At 54.3% G+C, this 26,390-nt stretch carries 17 protein-coding genes and 1 pseudogene; 4 read left to right on the top strand and 14 right to left on the bottom strand.

The annotated features are described in order from the left end of the window. Window positions 1-115: 115 nt before the first annotated feature. The gene (locus CEE69_RS01190) at window positions 116-2,515 is read right to left on the bottom strand and encodes an arylsulfatase (protein ID WP_099258723.1); all 2,400 of its coding nucleotides are present in this window, start codon (window positions 2,513-2,515) and stop codon (window positions 116-118) included. Window positions 2,516-2,704: 189 nt separating this feature from the next. Beyond that, window positions 2,705-3,916, bottom strand: coding sequence for an ISL3 family transposase (locus CEE69_RS01195; RefSeq protein WP_099259195.1), 1,212 nt, complete (start codon window positions 3,914-3,916; stop codon window positions 2,705-2,707). 281 nt (window positions 3,917-4,197) lie between these two features. Here CEE69_RS01195 and CEE69_RS01200 point away from each other — a divergent pair, with 281 nt between their 5' ends. After that, complete coding sequence (locus CEE69_RS01200) at window positions 4,198-7,296, top strand: sulfatase-like hydrolase/transferase (RefSeq protein WP_143549126.1); 3,099 nt, start codon at window positions 4,198-4,200, stop codon at window positions 7,294-7,296. A gap of 22 nt (window positions 7,297-7,318) precedes the next feature. On the opposite strand, the gene CEE69_RS33040 is transcribed toward CEE69_RS01200, so the two are convergent. Further along, window positions 7,319-7,783 carry a sulfatase/phosphatase domain-containing protein gene (locus tag CEE69_RS33040; protein WP_390179953.1) on the bottom strand — a complete coding sequence of 155 codons (465 nt, stop codon included), beginning with the start codon at window positions 7,781-7,783 and terminating at the stop codon, window positions 7,319-7,321. 101 nt (window positions 7,784-7,884) lie between these two features. Between CEE69_RS33040 and CEE69_RS01210 the strand changes: the two genes are divergently transcribed. Continuing rightward, entirely contained in the window at window positions 7,885-8,499 is a 615-nt protein-coding gene (locus tag CEE69_RS01210) for a hypothetical protein (RefSeq protein WP_099258726.1), read from the top strand. Between the two features lie 19 nt (window positions 8,500-8,518). Here the strand turns inward: CEE69_RS01210 and CEE69_RS01215 are convergent, their stop codons facing one another. Together CEE69_RS01215 and CEE69_RS01220 are read right to left on the bottom strand one after the other, a co-directional pair. After that, window positions 8,519-9,094, bottom strand: a complete 576-nt coding sequence (locus tag CEE69_RS01215; protein WP_099258727.1) for an ISAzo13-like element transposase-related protein — start codon at window positions 9,092-9,094, stop codon at window positions 8,519-8,521. Between the two features lie 333 nt (window positions 9,095-9,427). Further along, window positions 9,428-11,497: an FAD-dependent oxidoreductase gene (locus CEE69_RS01220; protein ID WP_099258728.1), complete on the bottom strand. Its 2,070-nt coding sequence runs from the start codon at window positions 11,495-11,497 to the stop codon at window positions 9,428-9,430. 604 nt (window positions 11,498-12,101) lie between these two features. Between CEE69_RS01220 and CEE69_RS01225 the strand changes: the two genes are divergently transcribed. Further along, the gene (locus tag CEE69_RS01225) at window positions 12,102-14,240 is read left to right on the top strand and encodes an arylsulfatase (RefSeq protein ID WP_233214480.1); all 2,139 of its coding nucleotides are present in this window, start codon (window positions 12,102-12,104) and stop codon (window positions 14,238-14,240) included. A 247-nt stretch (window positions 14,241-14,487) separates the two neighbouring features. Here CEE69_RS01225 and CEE69_RS01230 read toward each other — a convergent pair whose 3' ends face one another. Continuing rightward, a complete protein-coding gene (locus CEE69_RS01230) occupies window positions 14,488-14,811 on the bottom strand; it encodes a hypothetical protein (protein WP_099258729.1) in 324 nt (107 codons plus the stop codon). Window positions 14,812-14,888: 77 nt separating this feature from the next. Here CEE69_RS01230 and CEE69_RS01235 point away from each other — a divergent pair, with 77 nt between their 5' ends. Then, entirely contained in the window at window positions 14,889-15,473 is a 585-nt protein-coding gene (locus tag CEE69_RS01235) for a reverse transcriptase domain-containing protein (RefSeq protein ID WP_099258730.1), read from the top strand. Here CEE69_RS01235 and CEE69_RS33600 read toward each other — a convergent pair. The 8 genes and pseudogenes from CEE69_RS33600 to CEE69_RS31790 form a co-directional block, all read right to left on the bottom strand. Then, window positions 15,380-15,952, bottom strand: a pseudogene (locus tag CEE69_RS33600) (DUF1990 family protein); the annotation flags it as partial. The gene CEE69_RS01235 and the pseudogene CEE69_RS33600 sit on opposite strands and share 94 nt — an antisense overlap. Before the next feature lie 564 nt (window positions 15,953-16,516). After that, window positions 16,517-17,530: a tyrosine-type recombinase/integrase gene (locus CEE69_RS01250; protein WP_233214481.1), complete on the bottom strand. Its 1,014-nt coding sequence runs from the start codon at window positions 17,528-17,530 to the stop codon at window positions 16,517-16,519. A gap of 162 nt (window positions 17,531-17,692) precedes the next feature. Further along, entirely contained in the window at window positions 17,693-18,907 is a 1,215-nt protein-coding gene (locus CEE69_RS31785) for an aminotransferase class V-fold PLP-dependent enzyme (protein WP_233214482.1), read from the bottom strand. Between the two features lie 32 nt (window positions 18,908-18,939). Further along, entirely contained in the window at window positions 18,940-19,566 is a 627-nt protein-coding gene (locus tag CEE69_RS01265) for a hypothetical protein (protein ID WP_233214483.1), read from the bottom strand. 1,324 nt (window positions 19,567-20,890) lie between these two features. Continuing rightward, on the bottom strand, window positions 20,891-21,187 hold the full coding sequence (locus CEE69_RS01275) for a hypothetical protein (RefSeq protein WP_099258739.1): 297 nt from the start codon (window positions 21,185-21,187) through the stop codon (window positions 20,891-20,893). Window positions 21,188-21,243: 56 nt separating this feature from the next. Further along, the gene (locus CEE69_RS01280; RefSeq protein WP_099258741.1) at window positions 21,244-21,651 is read right to left on the bottom strand and encodes a hypothetical protein; all 408 of its coding nucleotides are present in this window, start codon (window positions 21,649-21,651) and stop codon (window positions 21,244-21,246) included. A gap of 2 nt (window positions 21,652-21,653) precedes the next feature. After that, a complete protein-coding gene (locus CEE69_RS01285; protein ID WP_099258743.1) occupies window positions 21,654-22,673 on the bottom strand; it encodes a DUF932 domain-containing protein in 1,020 nt (339 codons plus the stop codon). Window positions 22,674-23,563: 890 nt separating this feature from the next. Continuing rightward, window positions 23,564-26,347, bottom strand: coding sequence for a hypothetical protein (locus tag CEE69_RS31790; protein ID WP_233214484.1), 2,784 nt, complete (start codon window positions 26,345-26,347; stop codon window positions 23,564-23,566). Between the last annotated feature and the right edge of the window lie 43 nt (window positions 26,348-26,390).

Here is a 26,390-nt window from a genome sequence, read left to right on the forward strand (position 1 = left end):
GGTTCTCGCCCAGACGCTGATGCAGATCGACCGCCTTCAACAAAATTCCCTAAACGCAGACAAAACAAGCACTTAAAAGCCGCACGATCTCCTCGACCGTGAGGCTTCACGTCAATCATTTGGATTCTGCACTTGGCTTCTGATTCGATCGGTAGATTTGGTCGACAACGATGTGGCCCCACTCACCTGAATGCTGGTCGACGATCTGGATGCGAGCCGACATGCCTTCAAGTTCAGACACGTCCCAAATGACCCATCGCAGGATCTTCTGATTGGCTGCATTTTTGGTCGCGCTGCCGATCGCCGTTCGTACGGGCTTACCGTCAACCAGCAGATTCACGCACGTCTTGTCTGGTGTCTTTCCGCCGCCGATCAGAATGTTGATTTGCTTGCGATCGATTGTGAATTCCGGGGACGTCAGTGTGCCGGTTGGCCTGTCGCTGCCATTGGCAATGAATGTGTCCAGAACGCCGTGTCCCTGAAAGCCGACAATACGGCTCTTGGCCTCAGTCGGTCCAGACGTGAATGCGTCACCCGTTGCTTCCCAGTCGCCAAAGTCCTTTCCCTCGAAATCAGCCATAAGGATGTCGTCTTTGGCGAGCGTCACTGGTCTCGCCGGACTTGGATTCGGGAATGGTGATGCGGCGTGAGCAGTGTCTTTTGGTTTTCGAACTGACTCCGGAGTCAGTTCGACTTTTACCGAATCAGGCAGCCGGGTCAGCTTGACGTACATCGCGCTGCAAAGCGTCTGATCGCTCGCATCGAGCAAACGCGTACTCAATCGCTGTTGGCCGACCTTCAGGTTGACGCGAAAAGTTACGTGGGTCTCTTCGGCAATGCAGTCGAGGGTGTAGTTCGCGCCGCCAATCTGCAGATTGGCGGCCACAACGGGACGCTGCCCTTTTTGGCCCTGTTTGAAGTCCAGACCGTATCCGACATTCAGCGGCAATTTAGATTCCGCAGGCCAGCGACGAAATTCCAGTTCGTATATGCCAGCTTTGGCAGCATCGACATTCCAATATCCGACCGCTGTACCTTTCGTAAGTCCACTGCGGCTGTCGCAGTAATCGCCCACCCAGTCCTGCGCGTACAGCATCATTGGATTTTGCTGCTGAGTGCCAACTTTGATCCATCGAGGTATGTCGTGCAACAGCTTCGCTTCGGCGTGCCACCGGTCATAATGTTCCTCCATGGCTTTAGCGATTTCAGGATGCCGATCAGCAACGTTGTGGTCCTGATGTGGATCGGTGGCGATGTTGTAGAGCATTCCGGGGCCGACAAGTCTCCACTTGTCCCAGAGTGCAACGGCGGAGCCCCATTTTGCGCCAGAGACGCCGTATTGAATGACAATCTTGCGGTCAGGCAGTTCGTTCGACGTTCCTTTTAGCAAACCGGCAAGGCTGGATCCGTCAAAGTGGCATAAGCCTCGAGCTTGCGATTCCACACTGTCGTCAAACGGGAAGTTTACCTCCTGTAAACCACAAAGTTCGATCAGCGTCGGCAACAGGTCTTGCACCTGAGTCAGCTCATTCACGTCGCCACCTTGAATCAGCTTTCCGTTCGGCCAACGAACGAAGCAAGGCACGCGATGACCGCCTTCAAACACGCTCCTCTTCTTGTCCCTCATGCCAGCGTTGAATAATTCCTTCGCTTCGTTGCTCTGCGTACCGTTGTCCGACATGTAGATCAGCAGCGTGTCATCTCGCAGTCCGCGACCTTTTAGAAACTCTTCCAGCCGACCAAGGTTTTCGTCGAGGTTCGCAATCATCCCAAAGAACTTGCTGGGAATGTTCTTACCGTCGTGCTCGCCGACGTAGGGACCGGAATATTTGTCATCGCACACGTCTGGCACGTGCGGCGCATTCGTCGGTAGGTAGACAAAGAACGGCTTGTCGTCGTTAACTTTCGATTTGCGATCGATCCACTCCATTGCGTAATCGAAGAAGATGTCAGTGCAATAGCCTTCGATCTTCTTATCAACACCGTTGTGATTCAAAACCGGATCGAAGTAGCTGTTGCTCCAGTAATCAGCGAGTGACGTGATTCCCCACGCACGATGATGAAGCGTTTCCTGAAACCCTCGATCCTGCGGTCGATGCGGATTACTGTCGCCCATGTGCCACTTGCCGAAGTGCCCCGTGTCGTATCCCGATCCCGCAAAGAAGTCGGCCATGGTCGGAATATCGGCGCGCATCATTGATCGCCCCTGACACACGGCCGTGCATCCATTCTTCATCGCGTCGCGTCCGGTCATCAGTTGCCCACGAGTTGGCGAGCACATCGGCGCGACGTGAAAGTCAGTCAGTCGCACGCTCTTTATAAAGAGTCTGTCCATGTTAGGAGTTTTCAATATGGGATTGCCATGACACGACATGTCGCCATACCCCTGGTCATCCGCCACGATCAGAATCACGTTAGGCTTGTCCGCAGCGTTTGCAAGCGAACATGAAACAACAAGAAGGCTTGCCAATCCAGTTGCCGTCAGGACAAGTCGGGTAATGTCAATGAGATACATAAGTATCGATATTCACTTGAAGGGGCCGGAGCAAAAACGCATTTCACAGATTGTGGTTATTGAGCTGACACTCTGAAGGCAAAAGTCCATGTAGGGTCTTTGGCAATAATTTACTCGAGAGGTTGGGTTTCCATTCCCTCTTAGCCTCCAGTCAACCTTTCCATCGCAGCCGAGCACGTTATTTACGGCTCATCCGACTAGAGCGTACTTTGTCTGATGGAGCGAGTAGAGGAGCAGTTCGAAGTATTCGCGATCACGAATGCCATAGGATTGCCTTTGGACTGTCTTGATTTTGTTGTTGGTTCCCTCCATCGGCCCGGAAGAAATTCGGTGATCGAAATAGCTCAACAGTCCGTGCTCCAGTCGCGTCAGTGTTTTGGCCATCGTCTTCAGTGGCGACAGTCCTGTCGCGATCGCTCGCTGGCACCAAGACCGCAGGAACAACTGCGCGGGCCAACGAAATGTTTCCGCCCAAAACAAACGCAACTCCTCTTTGAGATAGTATCCCATGGCTAGCGGTTCGTTGAGTTCGAGCGCGGCGGCCAGGTGAGCCTTCTCGTCCCGATCCTCGCTCAGATTCTCGGGGTTCTTCAGCAGTAACCAACGGCTCCCCTTGAGCACGGATTTCTCGTCGACCGTTGCCTCGCGGTACAGTTGCCGACGCAATGTGGTCAACTTTTCGTTCATCAGCTTCACCACATGAAAGCGATCGAAGACGATGTCGGCTTTTGGAAGATTTCCTCTTACCGCAGAGATGTAGGCTGAGGACATGTCCATCGCCACCGCTTCGATTCGATGCCGCCGACGCCCCAGTCGTTTCCAAAAGGGGACCAACGATTCAGCCGATTTCCCGTCTCCCACGTAGATGATCGCACCGCTGTCCAGATTCATCACCAGTGTCACGTAGCGATGCCCTTTGCCGATGCAGATCTCGTCGATGGCGATCCGCTGAACGTCTTTCAAGGAAGGATTGGCGAAGCGCCGCCTGAGATCGTTCTTCTTGATTTCCTTGATCACGTCCCAGGTGACGCGCAGAAGATCAGCAACGTCCTTGATCGTCATGCTGCGAGTTAGTTGCAATGCGTACTTGGCCCAGTCTTTGGTGTAGCTTCGACGCGCATCGGCAAAGCGGACCTGGATCTGCCGAACGACCCCGCAATCGCGGCACTGCACCCGAGGCAAGGTGGCAACGACGACGGTCTGTTTCAAGCCGATCGGCGAGGCCCTGAATTCGCGTTGTTTGACGCCTCGTCGGATCACGTTGTTGCTCCCGCACGAAGGACAGCAGATCGACTTTTCATCAGGGGCGACATGGAACCGCGTGACGCCAGCGTTGAACTCGATTCGAATCTGCTGGTAGCCACGAATGCCGAAGGACTGATACAACAGGGTGGTGGACATGTGCGTTCTTTCAAAGTCGACGTGAGAAATCTCTTTGAAGGATGGCATGTCCACGCTTTTTCATCCATGCATCGCACTTTCGACGACATCAAGCTCCGCGCACACTTCCGTCGGATGAGCCTTATTTACTCGATCGCCACACTGCTGGCCGGGCCGTCTGGGTCGCGGTCGACAGAATCAAATCAGTCGAGCAGAAATCCTCGTGACACCAAGCATCAAAATTAGAAACCAACACTGCCTAGCCAGTTGAGCAGGTTGCTATCGCAGACCGGGCCAGCGAAGTGCCCAAGCTTCTCAGGCCGCAAGCGGCTTGTCAAGTTGGGCATCTGGCCTGTAAAGTGCATTGCGAATTCTTCGCAAACTTCAACGTCTGTTTGATTATTCTATCGATCTGCCAAAGTTTTAAGAATCCGAGTGAAATCGGTTGTGGCTTTTCATTTCTTTTCGGGATCCCTGATATGAGACTAGTGCTCGGCGTAATTGTTTCTCTCCTGTTTGCCGACCTCGCAGTCGCCGCAGACCGCCCGAACATTCTGTGGGTCGTCAGCGAGGATAATTCACCTGAATATCTAGGCGCTTATGGCAACACGCTCGCGCGCACTCCTAACATCGACCGACTTGCAAAAAAGGGCATCGTGTTCGATCACGTCTACACCGCGCCAATCTGCGCTCCTTCTCGCAGCACGATCATCACTGGCGTTTACGCCAGCAGCCTCGGCACGCAGCACATGCGTAGCGAACGCCCCTTGCCGCCAGATGTAAGATTCTTCCCCGCAGCACTCCGCGAGGCAGGCTACTACTGCACCAACAACGACAAAACCGATTACAACACATCCACGTCATGGAAAGATGTATGGGACGAGAGTAGTAAAACCGCACATTGGCGGAACCGCTCGTCCGACCAGCCGTTTTTCTCAGTGTTCAATATTTTTGAATCACACGAGTCTCGGATTTTTCAACATCTTCCACTTCAGACCGAACCTGAATTCGTTCGCGTACCGGCTTATCTCCCGGATACCGCCGTCGTCCGTGATGACATCGCCCGTTACCAGGACTGCGTCAACCGCGCCGATGCAGCCATCGGTAAGGTCCTCGCTGAACTCGAAGCAGACGGGCTCGCCGACGACACAATCATCTTCTACTACTCGGATCACGGTGGTGCCGTCGTCGGCAGCAAACGCTTCCTCAACGACGCTGGAACTCACGCTGCCATGGTCGCGTATTTCCCTCCGAAATATAGCCATCTCGCGCCTTCCGGTCCCGGCACGCACAACCCAGAGCTGATCCACTTCGCTGACCTCGCCCCCACAGTGTTCAGCCTCGTCGGAGTTGCACCGTTGCCACAATTCCAAGGCCGCGCCTTCGCTGGGCCCGCGCGTGCCCCCGCGCCAGAGTTCACGTACATGTTCGCCGATCGCATGGACGAACGTTACAACCTTGTTCGTGCCGTCACCGACGGGCGCTACCGATACGTCCGCAACTACCATCCCGATCGCCATTGGGGCCAGTGGTCCGACTTTCTCTGGCGCATGGCAAGCGCCCAAGAATGGGATCTCTACCACCGGCGCCACCTCACCACTGCCGAGCAATCACGGTTCTTTTCCCCGGCTTCCGCCGAAGCGATCTACGACTGCGAAGCCGATCCGGACAATGTCCACAATCTTGCCAACGATCCGAGCATGCACGAACAGGTTGCTCGCATGCGTGGCGCCCTGCGTGGCCACTTGTTGAGCATTCGGGACACTGGTTTCTTGCCGGAGCCCATGATGATCGCGCAAGCCAACGGCCACTCACCGCGCGCCGCCACAGCTGCAGACGAATTCTACCCACTTTCCACCATCATCGATTGGCTCGACGCGGTCCAGTTGGGCACCAACGCTCCCCGCCCGATCGATCCGGTCAGCGCGCCCGCTGTGATGCGTTACTGGCTCGCCGCTGCCTCTCCCACCGCTTCACCAACTGATCAGCTCCTCAGCTTGCTACACGACGAAGCATCCAGTGTCCGCATCGCAGCCGCCGAAGCCCTTTTGCGTCGTGGCGAATCAGCCGACGCCCTGGCCGCAATTGAAGCCAGCCTAGCACCTGAGGTCCAGCCCGAGGTCCAGGTCTTTGCCCTCGACGCCCTCGCCCGGATCCAGCCCGCGTTGACGGATTCCCTTGGCCAGCGTCTCGGCGATTTTGCGGCATCTCCCGCCTGGGGTGGCAGCGACTACTTTCTCGCGCGGCTATCCCGTCACCTGTTGGCCGACCACCGCAAGCCAGCCTTCATTCTCAACGTCGAAAGCTCCCCGTCCTCCTTCGACCTTCCCTACCCGAACAGTCAAACCATTGCTGGACTCACCTTCGATTGGACCACTCACAAACGGCACGCGCTCGGCAGCGACAACTTTCAGCTCACCTGGGCTGCAGACGACAATCTGTATGGAGCCTGGGGCGACGGGGGCGGTTTCGGCGGCACTAACAATCGCGGTCGAGCCAATCTCGGCTTTGCGCGTATCGAAGGTCCGGCCGCCGACTATCAAGGCTTTAATGTCTGGGGTGGGTTCGAATCCGAGCATCCCGCCACGTTCAGAGGCAAGAGCTGGGGCACGATCGCGCTCGATGACACTTTGTTCATGTGGACGGTGCCAGACGTGCCGCCGAACTTGCCGTATCGCAACCACTTCGAACATGCCGAACTCGCCCGCTCACTTGATCACGGCGCAACCTGGACAAAGGCCGAATGGAAATTCAACGAAGTAGAGAACCTGTCCGTCCCCACATTCCTCAACTTCGGGCGAGGAAATACTGGCGTTCCGCAACGGATGGACGGATACATCTACTCGTATTTCATTCGCCCCGAGAAGCCCGACCTAGAGCAAATGGGGCCCATGGGTCGCGGGCTTCGCACTCAGGTACCAGGAGACATCTACCTCGCACGTGCCGCCCCCGACAAACTGTTCGAGTCTCGCGAGTCCCAGGAGTTTTTCACCGGTGTCGACGACGGCGGGAAACCGACCTGGGGCGGGGTCGCTGACAAGCAACCGGTCTTCAGCGATGCAAACGGTGTCGGCTGGTGCGTCAGTGCCGCATATCACCCAGGACTCGATCGCATCCTGCTGACCACCGAACACGGCATCAGCCACCACGGCCAACTGGGCATCTTCGAAGCGCCCAACCCCTGGGGGCCCTGGGCCACCGTCAGCTATTTCCAGCCCACCGCCCCCTTTGGATCAGAACGTCTCGGTAGTAACCTTCCTTGGCGCAACAACGTGTTCTTCGCCTCTTTCCCAACGAAGTGGTTCGACGGCGACACGTTCACGCTGTCCTTCACTGGATCAGGCAGCGGTTCTGACAACGACTCCTTCAACACAGTGCGGGGAACCTTCCGACGACGATAGCTCTTATGTCAGGAATAATCTGCTATCGACCGCGAACTTCGGAAGACATCGGAACTGGGTCACCGGTCGATCTGACGATCGGCATAGGTGAATTGTGTGCACGCAAGAATCCTGTCAGCTCATCTGCAAGGTGATCTGCGATCTTCGGTTGGTCATCCACCAAATTTTCGGTCTCGCCGAGATCAGTCGCCAAGTTAAAGAGTTCGAATCGCTGATCGCTGTGATAGAAAATCAGCTTCCAATCGCCATGGCGAATCGTGCTGCCCGGTCCAAGTCCTGGACCGGGAACGGGTTCCGTTCGAGAGAGTGGTCCCCAGAAATTAGGGAAGTGCCATATGAGAGCGCGATCGGGAAATGAATCGGTTTGGCCTCGTAACAGAGGCGTCAGATTCAAGCTGTCGCTTGTTTTCGGCACTTCCACTTTGGCAATTTTCAGTAATGTCGAACGGGGGCAAACAGGGACACCCATTCTTATCAGCAATTGCATCTGACTTTGAGATTGACTTCAGGCACTTGTGGGTATCGCAGCCGTACCTAGGCTGTCCGGCTGTCACGCAAGTGTCGCTCAATGATAACTGCCGCAGTCGGATGATTCCCATTCTTCGGGGCTTGCAACACCTTTACTCACAGCCCAAACTCCGACAACAAGCACTCGACTTGATCACGCAAGATGTCGTCGGCGATGCCGATCCCAAACGCGGTCGACCGGGCATGACATTGTGGCAGATTCTCGTCCTCGCGTCAGTACGCCAGGGCTGCAATTGCACCTACGATCACTTGCAATATCTGGCTGAGAATCACAACAACTTACGAAACATCATGCAAGTCTTTCAGAACTGGAACGACGAACCTTTCGACTGGCGACGCATTCGCGACAACATCTGTCTCGTCCAACCCGAAACGATTGAGAAGATCAATCACTTGATCGTTACCGAGGGACATCGCTTGGTGCCCAATGCCGCCGAAACCATCCGAGGCGACTCGTTCGTCGCCGAGACCAACGTGCATTACCCCACCGAGTCGAGTTTGATGCTCGATGGCTTGCAAAAGATTCTCACGCTGGCTCCCGAGTTAGCCAGTCTGTTCGGCAAGCTCGGTTGGCGGCAAGCCAAATCGCTCCGCAAGAAAGCTAAGCGGGCGGCTCGCGAGATCGGGCGCGTCAAGAAGGGACGCAACTATCAAGCTCGCTTGCAAGCCGGCTAGGCGTTCGGCGGATGAGACATTACCTGCCGCGTGGCTTGAGTGGTTTGATAATGATGTGGTACTTGGCGAGCGTTTCGGATCTTTGCAGTCGAGCGTTGATCTGTTTCATTTCTGCGTTCGTGACGGGTTCTTCGTGGTCATAGGGGTTTTCGATGTGTTGGACGCTGGGGTGCTTTCCGTTCCAGGTCATTCGTAAGGCACAGACTCGGACTACATTCCAGCACTTCAGCAGAACGCCGTTCCATTTCCGTTGAAGCGACGACCGGCAGCGCTCGACCGGATTGTATTTGCTGTGATAAGGCGGATAGTACACCAGCCACACTTCGAGGCCCGACCAGTCCGCGAACTGCACCATACGGCGAAGAAACTTACGCGTGACTCCCGAGTTCCTCGGCCCGTTATCAAGGTACACCACCAAACGTCGAACGCCGCGACTGCGAACGCCTTCCCACCACAACGTCATGCAGTCACCCCAAAAGTCGCTGCACTCACGCGTGCCAAAGATGAGTGTCAGCAGTCCCGTGGTGAGTTCCAGAACGCCGAACGGAACCAGCTTGTCGGAACCGGGAGGATCATGATCCCACGCTTGGACGATGTTGCCCGCGCTGTCGGTTCTCGCTTTTTCCCCCCAAGGAGTATTCGCCCAACTTCACTTTCGCCTTGGTGTCGACGGAGATTTCCAGCGTTTGCGGATCGTCGGCGATCGAAGATCGACGGATTGTCGACTGACGCGGGTTTGTACTTCAGCGAGACATTTTCCGCGTTGCGAGAGGAATTACTCAAAAGCGACGCTACCAAAGTCGTAGTGAGAATAGGTGTGGGGCAAACAGCTGTTTGACACATTTTCCTGTGGGCAGAGTAAGGTTGCCGAGCCAAAAGGTGTCGCGTTGCGAGGAGTCAAACCGTGTCGCCGTTTCCTTTTTGTTAATCAATTCGGTTCGATGAGCATCAGTTGCAGAGCGTCCAGGATCACGAATCCGGCAGTGTCTGAATTCGCGATCTGAATTTCAGTTTCGACATCCGCGTTGAGATCCACCGTGCCGATCGAGCGAAAATGTCTGCCGTCGGGAAGTGGCAGGGTCTGATTCACCACGATTGTTTTGCTGTGAATCCCCGACGAAACGGTCACCGGAATATTCTTTGCTCGGGTTTCATGAGGCGAGTAAGCCATATTCACCTGATATCGACCGGACTTTGGCACCTTAAATCGGAAGGTCGCGGTGGAGTTCCCGTCGCCATTGCGTTCGTCGTGGATATAGCCGCGCCCCACAAAGGGTTTACCGTTAGTGGACGGTACCCAATTGCCGGTCACCGTTGCGGCCCCGTCGTCGAGTACGATGCCGGGCAACGTCTTTGGGTCGATGGAGGAACGAGGCGCATTTGCGGACGGCTCGTCAGACTCCTCGGGCAAGTCGAGAACCTGTTTCTGAGCCAGCAACCGCTCGCGCAGGTTTGCGTACCTAAGCTTCTGCACGGGTACGCTTTCTTTCGCAGCCAACGCCGCCGCGACGCCAGCGCCCTGGCCGATGACCATCCACGCGCCTTCGATCCTCAGTGAGGAGATGCCCACGTGAGTACACGACAGAGCGACCGGCACAAGCAAGTTGTCGCACTGCTCAGGTTTGGGCAGGATCGAGCGGTACGGCACATGGTATGGGTAGCCCCGTTTTGGATTCTCTCTGCGTACTGGAAAAATAGTCCCCTCGTTAATGACGCCTCCATCTTTGAGTGCAACTCGCTGGACGTCGTGGGAGTCGATCGGAAAGGACGAGATGGCGATGGGGTCATCTTTGATGGGCTCATCGAGGATGTCCCTCTGACTGATTACGTACATGCCCTTCATGCGACGCGACTCGCGAACATAAAGCGCAGGTGAAAAGTGGCCATAGCTAGCGAACTCGTCCTTACACAGGCCGAGCTTCGCATATCTGTTACGGATTTCAGCGGGAACGACCGGGTCGGTTTTCAGGAAGTGATAAAACTCAAGCGTGTACTGTTTATGTGCTTCCCAAATTTCTTTTCGCCCCGCTTCGTCCGCCGAGTGCCATTCGTTGGGGCCGCCTACCAGGCCTATGGAAAACTGTCCGCCGATGGAGTTGTTGCCGTCGAGTTTAGCGCCAGGCAATGGGTAAAGGTCGAAGCCAACCCGTACGCCTGTCTTCATCGCTCTGCGAACAACATCAAACCGAGCCGGATCGTAGCTGTCCGGTTTGGGTATAGGCACTCTGTTTTTCGGGTCCTCGGTCAGACACAGCCGGAAGCTGTAAGTCATGATTTTCTTGTCCCCTGCCTCATCAGGCCCGGCATCATCAGTGGTAACCAGTGGCAGTAGTTTTCCGTCATCATCGAAACCGCTTACTTTCATCAACTTCTTCGGGTACTGCTTACCCGCCAGCGACTCACCGTAGTCAGCCCGCCCTTCGCGCCCGATCGTCCAATCGACTCCTGCGGCTGCCATCAAGTCGCCTTCGTAGCTGCCGTCGACGAAGACCTTGGCAGTGAACGTGCCGTGCTTTGTGACAAGGGAATTGAGCCGCGGCCCTTCTGTTGAGACCGATTGAAGATAACGCTCGGTCAGCACCGTGACTCCAGCCTCGTCGAGCATCTTCATGGCCACGCGCATCGCAACATGCGGCTCGAAAGTCCACTTTGATTGATCCTTTCTTGCCGGGTCGTATGGCTCTTTGAGGCCACGATCGGTGTAGTCCTTCACCACGCGCATATGCCACTCGTCAAACAAACCCATTAGCGTGCTGCGGACCATCTGATTGGAGTCGCAATGGCTCAGCCCGCCCGTGTTCATCGCGCCGACATGGTCCGTCGGCTCGAGAAGAATGACCGATGCGCCTTCGCGAGCGGCAGCGATGGCGGCGCAGAAGCCACCCGGTGTGGAGCCATACACAATGACATCCGCATTGCGAGGTTCGTCTGCTGGCGACTCTACTCCGCCGCAGCAGATCAGCAAGGCAAAACTAAGGAGACGTGTTGTCGAATTCATTTGCGTGGTTTGCCAATTGTTGAAAAATCAATCGAGTGTGTGCTGACAACAGTATAACGAACAGTGTGACAGGAACGAATCGCACAGCGGTCGTTGGGCGAGATCGGTTGCGCATCCGTTATTTTTGCGGTGTTGAGGGTCGCATTTTGTCAAATTGAAATGGTATCGCAATTCCACATGGTCCGCTCTACCTATAAGATTCGCTCTAACGTTGGTGCTCAAGGAACTTTGGTCAAGGAAGGCCCATGCCATCGGGAACGCGGGAATTTCCGAATCGCGTTTAGTTCGCCCCTCGCAGGCAGACGGTTCGTATGCTGCAGCGAGTTTCAACCGGCTGACTCTAACAGCCGGCGCTTGCGAACGCTGTACAGAACGCGATTACTCTCCGTGATTCATTGATTCTGGCTGATTGACAATACCTACTGTTCTTATGATCTACAGTCGAAATGTTTTGCAGGAGTGCATCGTCTAGGGCGAGAATGATCTACAATTCCGAAACTACGCTGGCGCGCCATTGAGGGAGATGAGTTGGTGCCCCCCACATGATTTGCATCAAGACTTGATGTGAATTTGCCCGCACGATCTAAGATACGAGAACCCGCTCATGACCACGGACAAGATCCCCTCATCGAAGCAGTCATCGCCTCCGCATTTCGGCGGCGTGTTGTTATCCGTGCTTGTCGCGACAGGGCTCAGTGGTCCCGCTTGCTCCAACGAATACATGAATTCGGTCGTCGGAACAGACTTCGACCTTATTACAGCGGACGATCCGTCGACATTCAAGAGCCTTGTGTTTCTGAAGTCCGCACGCGTCGAGATGCCGGACAAGCGGTCAAAGGATGCTCCACTCTTCCAACGGGCGTTCATCTTCGAGGCAGCGTTCACCGATGAGACTAAGGTGAGTCTCTACATCGACGATAGGTTTAAGAATGAAGAGGCCGCCGAAGCCGAGGCTCGCCGTTATGTCGGTCCGTTGGGGAAACTCCCTGCGAGTTTGCGCCAGGGAGTCGCTCGCTTAGTGGTTCACGAAGGTGGCAAGGATACGACGGCGTTCAGTGATGCCGGTCTGATTGTCGTCTATTCCGCGAACGCGACTCAACGCATTAGCAAACACGACCTAGAGGAAACCATTTTTCTCGAGGCTGTCCATGCCGCATGGGACGCAAAACACGCGCGGTCCGAAGGATGGCAACGAGCTCAATTGATCGATGGTGACTTCGCGGTGCTTCATGCGAAGAGGAGGCCTCCGCGTGAAGACCTAGCGGAATCGGCACTGTTCGCGTACACGATCCAGCGTCACCCGGAACGCATTCCTGATGCGGACCGTACTAAACTGGGAAACATCATTCAGCACCGCATCGCATATGTCAGCGAACTATTGGAACCAATCGGTCACGATGATGTTGAGTCCACGGTTCAAAAACCACAATCAAGTGCCAAGTCGACCGTTGCCAAGCCCCCCAATGTCATTTTAATATTGGCGGACGACCTCGCAACGGGTGACCTGGGTGGCGGCGACAGCCATCCGACAAGAACGCCGAATCTGGATAGGCTGGCCAATGAGTCTGTGCGGTTTTCGCAGGCTTACAGTGGCTCTTGTGTGTGCGCACCAGCCCGAGCCGCCTTGCTGACCGGACGCTATCCGCATCGTACCGGCGTAGTGACGCTGAATATGAATAAGTATCCGAAGTTGACGCGAATTCGACGTGACGAAACAACCATCGCGGACGTCTTGAAAGACGCCGGTTACGCGACGGGGCTGATCGGCAAGTGGCATACTGGACGGGGCGACGGGTTTCATCCAATGGATCGTGGCTTCGACGAATTCCAAGGCTTTGATGGTTCCGATGATGTGGGATACTTTCAATATTCGTTCTCGGAGCAGCGAGAAGTCAGTAGAGTCAAGGATAAATATCTAACCGATGACTTGACTCATCGAGCGATTGGGTTTGTCCGCAGCCATCAAGATCATCCGTTCTTTCTGCACTTGGCACACTACGCGCCGCATCGACCCTTGGAGGCGCCTGCTGAAATCATTTCGAGCTATCGCAATCAAGGGTTCGGCGAATCTGTCGCGACGATCTATGCCATGATTGAAGTGATGGATCGCGGCATTGGGGAGTTACTCTCGGAACTTGAAAAGCTGCAATTGGCGGACAACACAATTGTCATTTTCGCCAGCGACAACGGTCCCGACCCAGTGACGGGCGAGCGTTTCAATAATGAGCTGCGCGGAACCAAGTACCAAGTCAATGAAGGCGGCATCCGTGTGCCACTGTTCGTTCGCTGGCCGCATCGGTTCACGCCGGGCCAGCGAGATCATGTGGTCTCGTTTGTTGATCTGTTGCCGACGATTCTCGATCTATGTAATGTCAAATTGCCGACGAACAATCGTCTCGACGGTCAGAGCTTTACCCCCGTGCTAAGCGACTCATCGGCCAGATTTTCACTGACGCGTTTCTGGCAATGGAATCGTGCTTGGCCGAACTACACACACAACGCCGCAATTCGCAAGGGACAGTTCAAGCTCGTTCGACCGTACGTTACTCGGAGCACCAAGCCGAAGGATTCGACACGGCCCACGATTCTCTACGATCTGAAAAACGATCCCACCGAATCACACGATGTGACTGACAAGCATCCCAGCGTTGCTCGGCAAATGAGTCGGGAACTAGAGCAGTGGTGTGAAAGCATTGAACAGGATCGAATCCGTCCTGAAACCATGCCAACGCATACTCATTAACCGAGCCGCAATTCCAGACAGCACCTAAGTCATGTTCCGATCCAGTTTGGGATTCAGTGGTGCCTGCTGAACACTGTTCGTCTTGTCCGTCGACGTGACTTCGAGAAAGAACGGTTGTGGCCTTTCCGGTCTCCGTAACTGACACGCCCTTCGGCTACCGTAATCCAATTTTCGTTGTCGCTGACCTGACATACCCCGAATTTCCAAACTCGGCGCAGCCTTTTCCTGATGCTCTTTTTCCGAAATGCTACTCGCCAACAGGTGAATGTGCCGCATCATAGGCGGCGCGAATCCACTGACCGCGAGTCGTGTGGCGGTCGGCTGATGGTAGTTGTTCGAGCGGTAGGTGCTGGCCTCTTGCAATGTTTCGCCAGTGATCGGCGACTTCCGAACCCAAGACCTTTTCCAACTGAACGGCGTGTCCGGGAAAGGCTTCAAAATACTGGCTGACAATATGAGCTCCACGTTCGCCGGGATTCTTTGGTGCGGGCTCGATTCCGTGCAGACCGCCAACGCTCCCCCACCATTGCACGGCGACGAAGTCTTTGTGTTGCGGGGAAACATCGCTCACGTGGATTGTGGCTGCCCCCGTGTCCCAGAGCTTTCGCTGCAAGGATAGGACATTAAGTTGCTGCACCGAGATGCGGCGTGATCAGTCCGTTGCTTGCCAACATCGTGCTCAATAAGCTCGATTGGCGATTGGAGCAGGCGGGGTATCGCTTCGTGCGGTACGCCGACGACTTCGTCGTCGTGTGCAAGACGAAGACACAGGCACAAGCAGCCTTGGAATTAGTCGCAGAAGTAATGACCGAACTCGGACTTTCATTGAGTCCCGAGAAGACGAAGATTGCGAGCTATGGGAAGGGTTATGACTTCCTTGGCTTTCGGCTTTCGAGCAAGTCACGAACAATGCGTGCGAAGTCCTTGGAGAAATTCAAGACGAAGATCCGGGAGATAACTCGCCGGTGTAACAACCTGGACGCACGGGTGATCGAGAAACTGAACCAAGTGATTCGAGGAACGGCGAACTATTTCGCTCCGGAGTTCTCAACGTGCATCAAGCTTTTCCAAAAGCTGGACAAGTGGATTCGGATGCGAGTCCGCTGCATGAAATTCAAACGGAAGTTGACGTACGATAACTACCGACTGAAGATGAGACACTTCGACAAGAAACTTGGACTGCTGAAGCTTCTTGATTTCACAGGAACGTCCATGAGCAAGACGCAGGCGTGACTCCTCATTGGCGAGGCCGGTCCTTGGCGGACCAGCGTTGCCCGAGGCAATGAACCGGGGGTAGCCCGGTGCGGGAAAGCCGCACGCCGGTAAATACAGGGAATTGACCCTGTCGCTACAACGGGGAGGTGGTGGCTAGGATAACCTAGCCACTGCTTTACCCACTCAATCTCCCAATGACCCTGCAAAGTTCGATAGGCGTAACCAAAACGTTTTCGATAGCCGCCCACGTCCTCCACCCTGCGTTCATCAAGAACTTGCGAAACGCGAACGCCAAATACGAAGCTCATCCAAAGAAACTTGGCCTGCAGCAACATTGTTTGACCATTCAATTCCGAGCTGGCGTCGAAGTATCCGACAACACGGCCTGGATCGGGAAACTTGTAAGCAACCAAAATCTCTTTCGCTCGTGCAAATGAGCCGTCCGGCAGCGGCGGACCTGGATCTTCGGCCGGGAGAGAGTATTCGTAGTAGTCAACATTCCATCCCGGTTGTCCCTTGACATACCCGGCAGTTGAGTCTTGGCGATTGAGAAGACGTCGGCCTTCATCGAGCTGTTGAGGACAATTGTTGCCCCGCGGTTGACGGTCGTCGAAAGCGACGTCGTTTGCCTGGAACGAATTCTAATGATCAACGAATGTGAATCACCCAGCATCATCGCCTCACGAATTCCGTTTTCTTCAGTGGATCGAGACACGGCCAAAGTAATCGTTAAGGCAAGTCATCGAACGCTGGCCGACAACGGTACCTTCATCGTTTATCAACTAACAAGAGATGTCACGGATTTTGCGAATCCATACTTCGGTGCGCCAACCGTCGAGTACATTCCAGTGGATCTCCCGCCACAAAGGGTGCTCAGCCGGCGAAAAGCGTTTCGTAGACGGTCGCGAAGGATCGCCGTTTCTCACGAGGGGGACAACAATCTCCGCATATTTTTCCACTTGTCGATTTCTCTTACAAAAATCCCGTCTATTCGAGCTTGCATGACTATCGACGCTAACCGTCGATAACTCAATCCGCGATCCTGCAACTGGCCCCGGCCTTCAGATTGAAATTCGCTCGACAAGGTTCCGAGTAACTCGTCGCTGCCGCCGATCGTAGAGCCGGGTCGTTCTCGGGTCGGCATGGCCAGCCAGGTTCTGAACGTCCTCAAGTGGAACGCCTTGGCTAAGAAGGTCCGTGATCGTGGTCACGCGAAACGAATGCGGGGAGAGGCGGGGCGGCAGACCAGCGTCTTTCATGCGCCGCTTTACCATCCGAGCCATGTCGCCTGCGGACATTGGATTCTGCGTGAGCTTCTTGGTTTTTCGGATTGTCGTGCGAAACAGGGGCTTGGACTTGTCCGCGTATTCTGTTCCACCAGCTACGAGATAATCTCCGATGAAATGCTGTAAGTCATGACGAACTGGAATCTCACGTGACTTTCCGCCTTTCTCGCTGAACCTCAAGCAGTGCTGATCGCCAAGGTCGTAGAAGCTGTCGCGACGAAGTGAGGCAACCGCTCCGACACGGGCTGCCGTGTAGATCATGATGGCGATGATAGCACGATCCCGAAGCCCCACAACGTGGCTGGTGTCGAGTGATTGCATCAGCTTTCGAGCCTGTGCAACTGTAATTTCGGGTGTTTTGCCTTCGACAACCTGCAAGCGTACGCCACGAACCGAGTGTGCGGGGTTCAATAAGATGACGTGCCTTGTCACCAGCGTATCGAAGAAGTGACGGATGGCAGACAGATGCAGCTTCTTCGTCGCCGGTGCGTAGTCCTGTTCATCCAAGTAGCAGCCCACATCACGTGGCGACACGGTGGGAAGCTCTTTATTCAACGCCTCGCAGTGCGACAAGAACTTCCGTATCGCGTGCTCGTAGGCAGCTCGTGTGTGACGATTGCGAATCTTACCGTAGATGAACTCTTCCCAAGCAAACCGGGCTGATGACCCGGCTTTCGCGATAAGAATCGGAAGAGAGCGGTCACTTGCCGCAACGACCATCGGCGTCTGACGGGCCTGCGGCATTCGTTCGGCTTTGAGAGCAATCGCTTTGCCAAGTAGTTTCTTCACTGTTCCTCCATGCTGACGCTGGCTATGCCCAGCGACTCATTCATGCACACCGCTCATCAGCAATGCAGCCTCAGATGTGTTTTTGCCTCGTCAGACATTAACGCACAATAACGTCCTTTGTCATGCACTAAATGTTTTTAGTATGTCAGCGAAGGAAATGGGCTAGGCAACACATTGAAAGGCTCGCTCCATCACATTCGCCGCATGATTGGACACGAGAGATTTCGGTGTCGATATTCGGATGACTCCTTGGGGGTAGCTACTGAACGCAACGCCTCGCTCCCGGAACCGGTCTCCGAGTGCTAGGCAATCCGCTTCTCGATGCAGCGGGTCTTGCGATTGGAGCAACATAATCCCGCTGCGAAGTGACTCATCAATGTCCAGCAAGTTCCAAGGCGTGCCGTCGACGCATTGCTCAACGGTATCGAGGTTCCGTTGCTGACGCTCGAGTTGTTCTCGCAGATGCTTGCGTTTCGTTCGTTCTTCGCGGATTGCCGCATTCACTGTGAAGAGTGGGGTGACATTTACGGTCTCCAAATACCGACTAACGGAGTTTCCGCCGATCTGCTGGCTGAATCTCAGCAAGGGATCTTCGAGTTCAGGACAATGTCCTGATTGAAGGATTTGGCGAAACTGCTCAGCGACGATAGGACGTCCGCAGATCGCTACGCCAAGTGGATTCCCGCCTCCGAGCCACTTATGACATCCTGTAATCGTCATATCAACGTGTTTCGTGGGTGATGGTTCAGGTAGCTGGCAAAAACTTTGAGCCGCATCAACGAGAACGAAACGGAGTCGACCGCTCGGTTTTAATCGTGAAAGGAGGTCGGAAATTGGCAGGCGAATTCCTAGATTGGTCACTGCCGGGAGGAAAATGCCATCGCAGTCTCGATCAAGAAATGCGGCGGCAAGCGTTTCTACGAGTGATTTAGCCGAGAGTCCTTTATCGAAAACCGCCGAATGGATTTCCGCGACCGACACTGCCTGACCACTTCGGGCAGCTTCATCGGCGACGACATGTTGCCAGTGTGGCCAATTCATGTCGCAGGTCAGCACGTTACGGCACGCTCGAAACATGGTGCGAGAAGCTAGCCTCACAAGTTGAACTGATCGGCTCGCAAGAAAGACGTTCTCCGGATCGGAAACCGAAAAGTGTTTGGCGAATTCACGTTGAAGCGACTGGAGCCCATGCCAATGCTGAAACGAAGGATATTGAGCAAGGCGTTCCTCTGGCCAGGCATCAGCGCCATTTCTGAAGAGATTCTCGCAGTACAGCGACGGATCGTCGACCAGAAGCCGATTGACGTCGAGCTGAGCCTGAGATGCGGCCGCACACGTCCTGCCCAGCCTCGCGGTGTCTAAGTAAAGAACTGACACAGAGAGTACCCTTGCGTTGCGTTCTTAAGATCCTACTCGCCCAGGCTGAAACGATCCAGTATTTCCGCGTAAGGGGTCGCGTAGACGTTCAATTTGTTCCAGTTCGCCTCCGCAGCGCGAACAGAATCGAAATCGAAGTCCAGCGTGAACTTGCTCGTTCGACGATCGGAATCGTCGAATTCCTGGGTTCCAGTGGCCGTGAAACCATAGATGCCGATGTCGCGTAGTAACTCCGGCTCGTCTAGCAAATCAGACTTCCGCACCAGTCGAATATAGACTCCGTTGACCGATTGCTCGTGAATCCATTGCCTGAGCGTTTCCGTTGGCAGATCATCATCAGGTGGCCAAAGCTCATTCGTCACGATGACGGTTCGCTCGATCGTGACGACGGAGCCGGCAATGAGGTCGAAGTTCAGTTGCATGCTCTGCAATCCAGCTCCGTCTTGCCAGTACGACGTGTTCTTTACCAGAGCAACCGACCGATAGACGAGCACGCTCGGATCACGCAGCAATTGTTCGTAAACAAGTCGCCAAGCCTCAGTGCCCTGGAAAACGATTTTGCCGTCGCCTATCTCGGTGAGTTTTTCCACAGCGACATCCAATTCACGCAGCGCCGACTTTCGGTAGTTGGGCTCAACCCGTCCGCTGACACGAAGCATCTGGCGCAATATCGCACGATAACGTTTGAACACTTCTGCGTCATGCGCGAGGAAAAACGGAGTCTCAAGCAGCGTGGGATCGCGAGATCTGTCTTCTCGTGACCGTATAAGCAGCAGGCCCAAACAGAGGCTTGCAATTGTTCCAAAAAATGTCAGCGTTAGCACCCGTGAGTCCAACCACGCAATGCCCACCGACACCAGGCAGCCTGCAATGGCCACACCGGTGGGCAACCACCATTGAGAAGGTTTGATTTGAGCGGGTTTTTCCATGTGGCCAACCGTACGACAGTTTGCCACCGATGACAAGCGTCGAAAGTAGCTGTGACCGGAAGCGCTCCGGAAACATGTGTCGTGGCTAGCGATGCCGGGTGGCATGGTGATTTCGACCGGACAGCCAGTCTGAACCCACTCGTTAGATTCCAGTCGGTGAACCGGCTCAGATGATCAGGAATGCCTTCACGCCCACGGGTCACGATAGTCTGTCTCGACCGCCGCAGGCTTGTATCAAGGATCATTCCTGCTCTTGAAGGCTGGTTTGATGTTCGCCGATATCAGGTACCGACCTCGAATCATCGTTGCTTGAACCATTCCAAAACCAACTGATTGCATTTCTTAACGTGAATTTGATCTTGTTCACGATCAGGTTGTCGTTGCTCCCATTCGCCTGGTGTTTTGGTACTACGCATCCAGCAGAAGTAGCTCGTTCTGGTCCAGCGAAAGCCGATTTCGGGACCGTGCACGGTTGCTCGGACCGGGCCGCTTTTGCACTGAAAAAGTAGAATTGGTTTTCCTGAGCTTGTATTTGCCACGAGATCCTTCACCGGCGATTGGTTTGCAAGTTGATGAGCATTCCACGGTTGCACGTAGACCGGAAGCGATGCGGTATGACAAACCTGTGGCTGATGATGCCGGAGTGCAGGATGATCGCTTCCGGCCAACACATTTCAACCCGTTCGTTAGATTTCAGTGGGTGAATCGGCTCACAATGTCAAGAATGTCAGTAGGCCCACTATTCCCCGTTGGCCTTCCGGGCCGTCTCGTCCAGCAGTCGTCAATTGCGACGCGGGACAGTCAGGTTCGCGAGGCGAATAGGAGTCGAAAACAAAAGAAAACCTTTCGGCATCGCATCGCTTCCGTGTGACAAGAAATGTCAAACTGAAACGAGCGAGGTACGTGTGCGAAATAATATGCGAAAGAACAACGTGAAACTTGTGGTGGCCAGCGGTCTTGAAAACCTGAGTTTGAACCGTAGTCACCATCCGTTCTTTCAGCTTACGCTTTTGGAACGCGGTTTACCTTCTGGCTTCGTGCAATGCGAAGTCAACTAGAAGGGCGTGTTGCCGTCACCTTCTTCGTTGGACTCACCGCTGCTCTGGGTAAAAATCCAAGTGTGGCAACGGTCAACGATTTTCGCGACCAATGGCAAGTCGTCTCGTCCGAACGAACTGGAGTCCTTCCAAGTGTCATCGTCCTTGTACAGCCGACTGACGGTCACGTTGTAGAGTGTTCCGTTCGTCGTTTCGTTTTCCCAAATCGCCGCCCGAATTCGTCCCAGACGAAATTCTTGAACGGGGCGAGTGGGGGACTTCTTCGATTGCTTACGCTGTGTGGCAGTAGCCATGACAGACTTCTCCTAAAGGGAACCAAGTGATTCGCTGACGAACGTCGTCAGACAGGTCAAATTTCCAAATCTGTCTTGCGACAAATTGGGCAGTAACCAAGAAAGTTTTCAGACATTCCCGCAGGAACGTAATAAAAGTGCGACCAACCTGCGTTGATTGCCTGACCGACCGTTGACGGACCTTCGTTGTTGCAGGTTGCGCACGAAAGGGTGAAGGGAACCGTGCTAGGAATCCCGGCAGGATTGTCGAGCACTTCGTTGGACCGCTGCAAAGCAAATGTTGCCATTGCAGTAGCCAGGGTTCTATTCCAGTCAGCTCCAAGTCGGAGCGTGCCCATCGTCTCGGGTGCAAAGCCATCTTTTTTGAGCCAACCAAGAAGAGCTTCGGCTAGGTCAATTACTTCCAGCCAATTTCCGGCTGTCCATTCGGATAGCAGAGAATCCCAAGTTGCTTGCGAATCCATGACTAGGCCGCCAATGCGAGCAACTGACCAACTCTGGCATCCAACTCCGTACGGTCGCCCGCGTAGTTGACCTTCTGGCTCAGTTTTGTCAGAGCATCAACCATTGCGAAGATCGTGAATCCGCCTCGCTGCCGGGCAATCTCCATCGCGTCTTTGATCAGACCACGAGGTATCTTTTCGGCAGACAGCACCTTCGTCACTTCTTCGTCATCACTGCCAAGTCGTTCGTTCATCGCCTTTTTCATTACCGTGGCGAACGAGTCGCGGCGTTCATCGCGGCTTGCGACCAGCCGTTCAAGGATACAGCGAATTTCATCAAGTCCGTCGCGGACGTTGGCTGTGTGCTTGCGGCTGAAGTCAACAACTTCGGTCGCATCCCAGACAATGTGGTTCTGGCAGACCTTCTGAAACCAGAAAGTCTGAATACCGAGCGAGCGTTTACCGACTTCGCTGTTCCAGACGAAAAAGCCTGGAGCGAATGCCTGGCCGTCGATTTCAGCCCAACCGGTCGGGTCGATCATAAACGCGAACAAATCCTGTTCGCCACAGTAGAGCCCGGTACTTGTTCCATCCATCGCGGTTTGCGGCGGAGCGAAATCAGAAGCGAACTCGTTAACAACATCCAGCAGATCCGCATTCCACAGTCGCGTGTAAGCGACGCCGTGCATGCTGCGAACGTCGCTACCCGTTGTCAGAACCTGCAACGGCTTTTCAGCACGCGGCAGAGTTTCTTCAAACACCTTGCTGGCGGTTCGATGGGAAAGCTGATTGACGGTTTCCTTGCTAACACCGGCCATGCGGCACATCTGCGAGAATGACCAGTCATTTAAGTGCAGTTCGTTTCCATCGCCGGTACACACCGTCATATCGTGTGTCAGCGTCAGATTCTGCGGACGTTCCCACAGATCCTCCGATTGCAACCGCTGTTTCGAGCAGTGTTCGTACAATTTGTCAAACGAATCGTAGGATTCATCTGGGGATCGTCGGAACAGTTCGTTGTGAGCCTTTGTCAGTGTGGCCATCTTGCAACTCCTCTCAGTATTGAAACGTGAATGCTCAACCAACGCAGCCAAGCGATCGTGTGCCTCAGTAAGACAAACGAACGCCTGGCTGGCTGTTCATGAAACGAGTCGCAGTAAAATTGTCAAAAACCTGTAAGACCACCGACCTCTCTCGACAACGCAAAAACGCTTTTGTCGCCATCGAGCGAGAGGTGGTATCGGATTACCCATTTTGCAAATTGAAGGAACGTTTGAAACTAGTAGTTCCATTCCCTATCACGGTTGTCGGGAATTGTCACATCAACCGGAAGTTGCGGTGGAACAGTGGAATCATCCAGAGACATTCGACCGACATCGGTTGCCAGATAATCCACCCATCGAAGCGCCGAAGTGGCGTTGCCTGAGCGTCGCAAACGCTCAATGAAAATCACGTGTTGAGGTTCGAGAACTGCCCAGAAACACTCAACATCTTCCCGAGATGCCCGGCGGATCAAGAACGGCAGGGCATGACTGGTTTCCAGGACTAGTTGCCTGAGTCCTTTTCTGTCAACGATGGCAATCCATGAATCATTCATCGTCCATAGGTACCACGTTTCCGATCATCGAAGCAAACCGTTCGAGCCGAAAATTTCGACCGTCTGCCGGCGAGAGTCGAGCCGCGTAACGCAGTGCTTACCTTCGACTCACGGCCCCAAGCCTCTGTTGCGTTCACAACCGAAATTGTTTCTCGGAAACAGAACATTCGATATTGAGGCCGCTTTCCTCGGAGCCGGTCATCGTTGGGTTCACGCGGCCCCGCCCCAACGATGACCGGCGCAGAGGCAAGCGGCTATCGCGACAACAACGTTCCGAGATCAGCTTTCAACCGTTTTCCTTGGAGAGTGTCAGAAGTTTGGGTTCGTCGACGATGGCTATCGACTGGCTGCTGCCACAGCCAAACCGCAGAAAACTGCCGCTCGGTCGACCTGCGACCCCATTGAATCAGTCCATTCAAGGAGTTCCTGCACGGACTCGGAACTGCCTTTCCGGCGGGCTTCAGCGATGGCAGCCCACGCCTTAGTGCGATAAAAGGATTGTGATGACGAAATTCTCTGAGCGTGACCGATGGCCTTTTCCAATTGCCCGTTAGCAGCCAGCGAGACGGCAAGTTGGCTGCGAGGACGGCTGGCATCGCCGAACCAAAGAAGCGTTCCGCGAACAAGATTAGATTCCGCGAGTGCGAACTCGCCTGCCAAAGCATCGGAAGTCGCTAATGCAAGTTTCATTTCCGGGCCAGCACTTCCTCGGGCGATCAGACTTTGTGCTGACCTTCTGGCATCGCGGTACGACTCGATATTGCCGCGTTCGGCGTGGAGAATGGCGAGTTCCGAAAACGCCCGAGCGGGATACATTCGATCCGAAGACGAATTGCCTCGCTTTTGCGACTTTTCAGTCAGCTCAGCAATTAGCTGTTCAAGATTGGGGATATCCTTTGACCACGCGGCAACCATTGCGCGGCTGTATCGGTAGAAATGATGGTTCGCCAACGGGAGTGACTCCGATCCCACACCTGTGGCACCTTGAAGCCTGTTGAGCAAGGCTTTCATTCGCAGAAAGTTATCGTCGTTGAATGTTGCGGTTGAAGATCGAAAGCCTGCCGCGTTAGCCCAATTGAGTAGTGTCTCCATTGCACCACGCGAGTCGCCAAAATCTGTTTGCATCTCCGCTAGATGACGATAGCAGTCAATGATTCCTGCAATCATGCGTTCTTCCTGTTTGCGATGTCGGTCGCTGGTGTCAATGTAACCACCATTGTACGACCTCTTTACCGGCGGACGCTGGCTCCAAACCTCAGTCCAAGCATCAAATAGATTGTCGTTCAAATTGCTGACTGCTTGCTCGTAGCGACCTGTCTTATCGAGCAATTGCGATGTGCGGGCGATCACCAGCCAAGCAGACGCAGCATCTAAGGATTGTTGTACTCGATATGCCGATTGCTCGGCTTCGTCCAACAGAGAATTGACATCTTCGACGTCAATGGTTGAGGAAAGCGGCAGGCGATTGCCGAAGTCATTAGCGACAATCTTCGTGCCCGCTGTGCGTGCAATCCCGGCAAACGCGGCGGCTCGCATCGAGGCAGATGGAAGCAAGGTTGACCACTCAGCGATAGATAAAAGGCTCTCACCTGTACGAACTCGGTGTTCTGCGTAGGAAGCACACGCGGGGGACGCCCACCGCTGTTCGGAAAATTGTTCAAACAGCTTCTGAAGATTTTCTAACGGGACATCCTGTGGAGCGTGCCTCATGACGCGAAACAGGTACGACGCTCGGAGATACGGATCGGGGACGTTGTTGGCAACAACTATCGCCGCCCTCCATCGCCGTTGGAGGATATTGGCTTCGGCGAGGCGAGTCGTATACAAGTATTCCGGGAAATCATAAATTCGCCGTGGTGCGAAAGTGTTCTCGGTCAGCAACATTGCCTTAAAGAATTGGGGCTGATCGTTACGCCTTGCTGCCGCAATCGCCGCATGACCATAGGCGTTCGCAGTGATGAGAGGTTTCGGATAGCGCAGTTTTTCCATCTTCGCACAAATGGCAAAGACTGCCTCTGGCGGTTCAGTCCACGAGGCAGTCCGGGCTTCCTGTGTTAGCGTTTCTTTCTGCCAGACGCTGCCCATCTCAGTTCTGTCGACCGATGCAACCGAACGACGAAAAAGGCTTGCTGCTTCAGTATCCAGACCAAATGTTTTTGACAGTCCCGAGAGGTTGGCGAGGTAGTTGCTGCTCACTCGTTTGTTTGACACCTGCTCACACATTTCAGCCGCATCAGCGATTAACTCTCGCGATAGTGAACGATCAAACGACGGGTGTTGGCAGATTTCAAAAATTGATTCAACGACTCGTTCCGGCTTGGTCATGCGAGGAAGAGCTTCGATGGCCTGTCGCATAGCCTCGCGAGCTTCGGGGCCGTTGCCGACTAGTTGCCAAGCCGATGCGATCGGCAACCACCCCTCAGAGAATCCAGAATCATCTGGAGCTGCCGCCTTTAATTCACCTGACGCCATCGACAGCCAATTGTCGTGAGTCAATCTTTTTAGAGACCGTTCCAAATCGCTGAGCCGTGGATGTTCCGGATGAGAAACAGAAAAGTCGACGAGGGCGGACAGGATTTCACTCGCATCCTTGCCTCGAATTTCTTCACGGAAATTCGCATAGGTGAAGTCGGATTCGATGGTGACAAGCAGGTCAATCGCTTGCTGTGCATCCTTTGAGGCAATGCTTGGATTGTTCGTTTTAAACGCTGATGCAGCGAGCGTTTGAATTCGTTTCCAGGTTTGATCTCCTTCCTTCGCGAGGCTGGCTCTGTTGTCTTTGAGCTTCTCTATTAGTGCTCTGAGGATTGATCGCTTTCGTTCCAGGGCACGAAGAACCGCCGGGTTGTACTGCTTAGCCTTGGGGGTGACCATGGAAAACACATTGGGAGCCGGCTCATTTGGTTTTTCTTGCTCTTCCAAATCTGTCGTTGCCGTATTTTGATCGTTGTCCGAATTCTCTGTATGAGGCGGCATTGCAAAGACAGACGTTTTGTCTAAAAGTGTTTGTGTGCCGACCACGGGTTCCTTCGGCTCATCAGCAAAAGCGGCGTTACCGACTAAACCAGCTCCGTTGAAAAGGAAGGTTCGAGGAGAGCCGTATGCGACCAGTAAAATCATGACGATGACGTAGACTCGCCATCGGCTCCAAAGGCGTTGTCGT

Origin of the sequence: Rhodopirellula bahusiensis (genome assembly GCF_002727185.1) — a bacterium.
In the GTDB taxonomy this organism is placed as follows: Bacteria; Planctomycetota; Planctomycetia; order Pirellulales; family Pirellulaceae; genus Rhodopirellula; species Rhodopirellula bahusiensis.

Coding starts and splice junctions, on each gene's coding strand:
- CEE69_RS01190 (WP_099258723.1), bottom strand. CDS start 2,515: ATGTATCTCATTGACATTACCCGACTTGTCCTGACGGCAACTGGATTG.
- CEE69_RS01195 (WP_099259195.1), bottom strand. CDS start 3,916: ATGTCCACCACCCTGTTGTATCAGTCCTTCGGCATTCGTGGCTACCAG.
- CEE69_RS33040 (WP_390179953.1), bottom strand. CDS start 7,783: ATGCAATTGCTGATAAGAATGGGTGTCCCTGTTTGCCCCCGTTCGACA.
- CEE69_RS01210 (WP_099258726.1), top strand. CDS start 7,885: ATGATTCCCATTCTTCGGGGCTTGCAACACCTTTACTCACAGCCCAAA.
- CEE69_RS01220 (WP_099258728.1), bottom strand. CDS start 11,497: ATGAATTCGACAACACGTCTCCTTAGTTTTGCCTTGCTGATCTGCTGC.
- CEE69_RS01225 (WP_233214480.1), top strand. CDS start 12,102: ATGACCACGGACAAGATCCCCTCATCGAAGCAGTCATCGCCTCCGCAT.
- CEE69_RS01265 (WP_233214483.1), bottom strand. CDS start 19,566: ATGCTTCGTGTCAGCGGACGGGTTGAGCCCAACTACCGAAAGTCGGCG.
- CEE69_RS01275 (WP_099258739.1), bottom strand. CDS start 21,187: ATGGCTACTGCCACACAGCGTAAGCAATCGAAGAAGTCCCCCACTCGC.
- CEE69_RS01280 (WP_099258741.1), bottom strand. CDS start 21,651: ATGGATTCGCAAGCAACTTGGGATTCTCTGCTATCCGAATGGACAGCC.
- CEE69_RS01285 (WP_099258743.1), bottom strand. CDS start 22,673: ATGGCCACACTGACAAAGGCTCACAACGAACTGTTCCGACGATCCCCA.
- CEE69_RS31790 (WP_233214484.1), bottom strand. CDS start 26,347: ATGATTTTACTGGTCGCATACGGCTCTCCTCGAACCTTCCTTTTCAAC.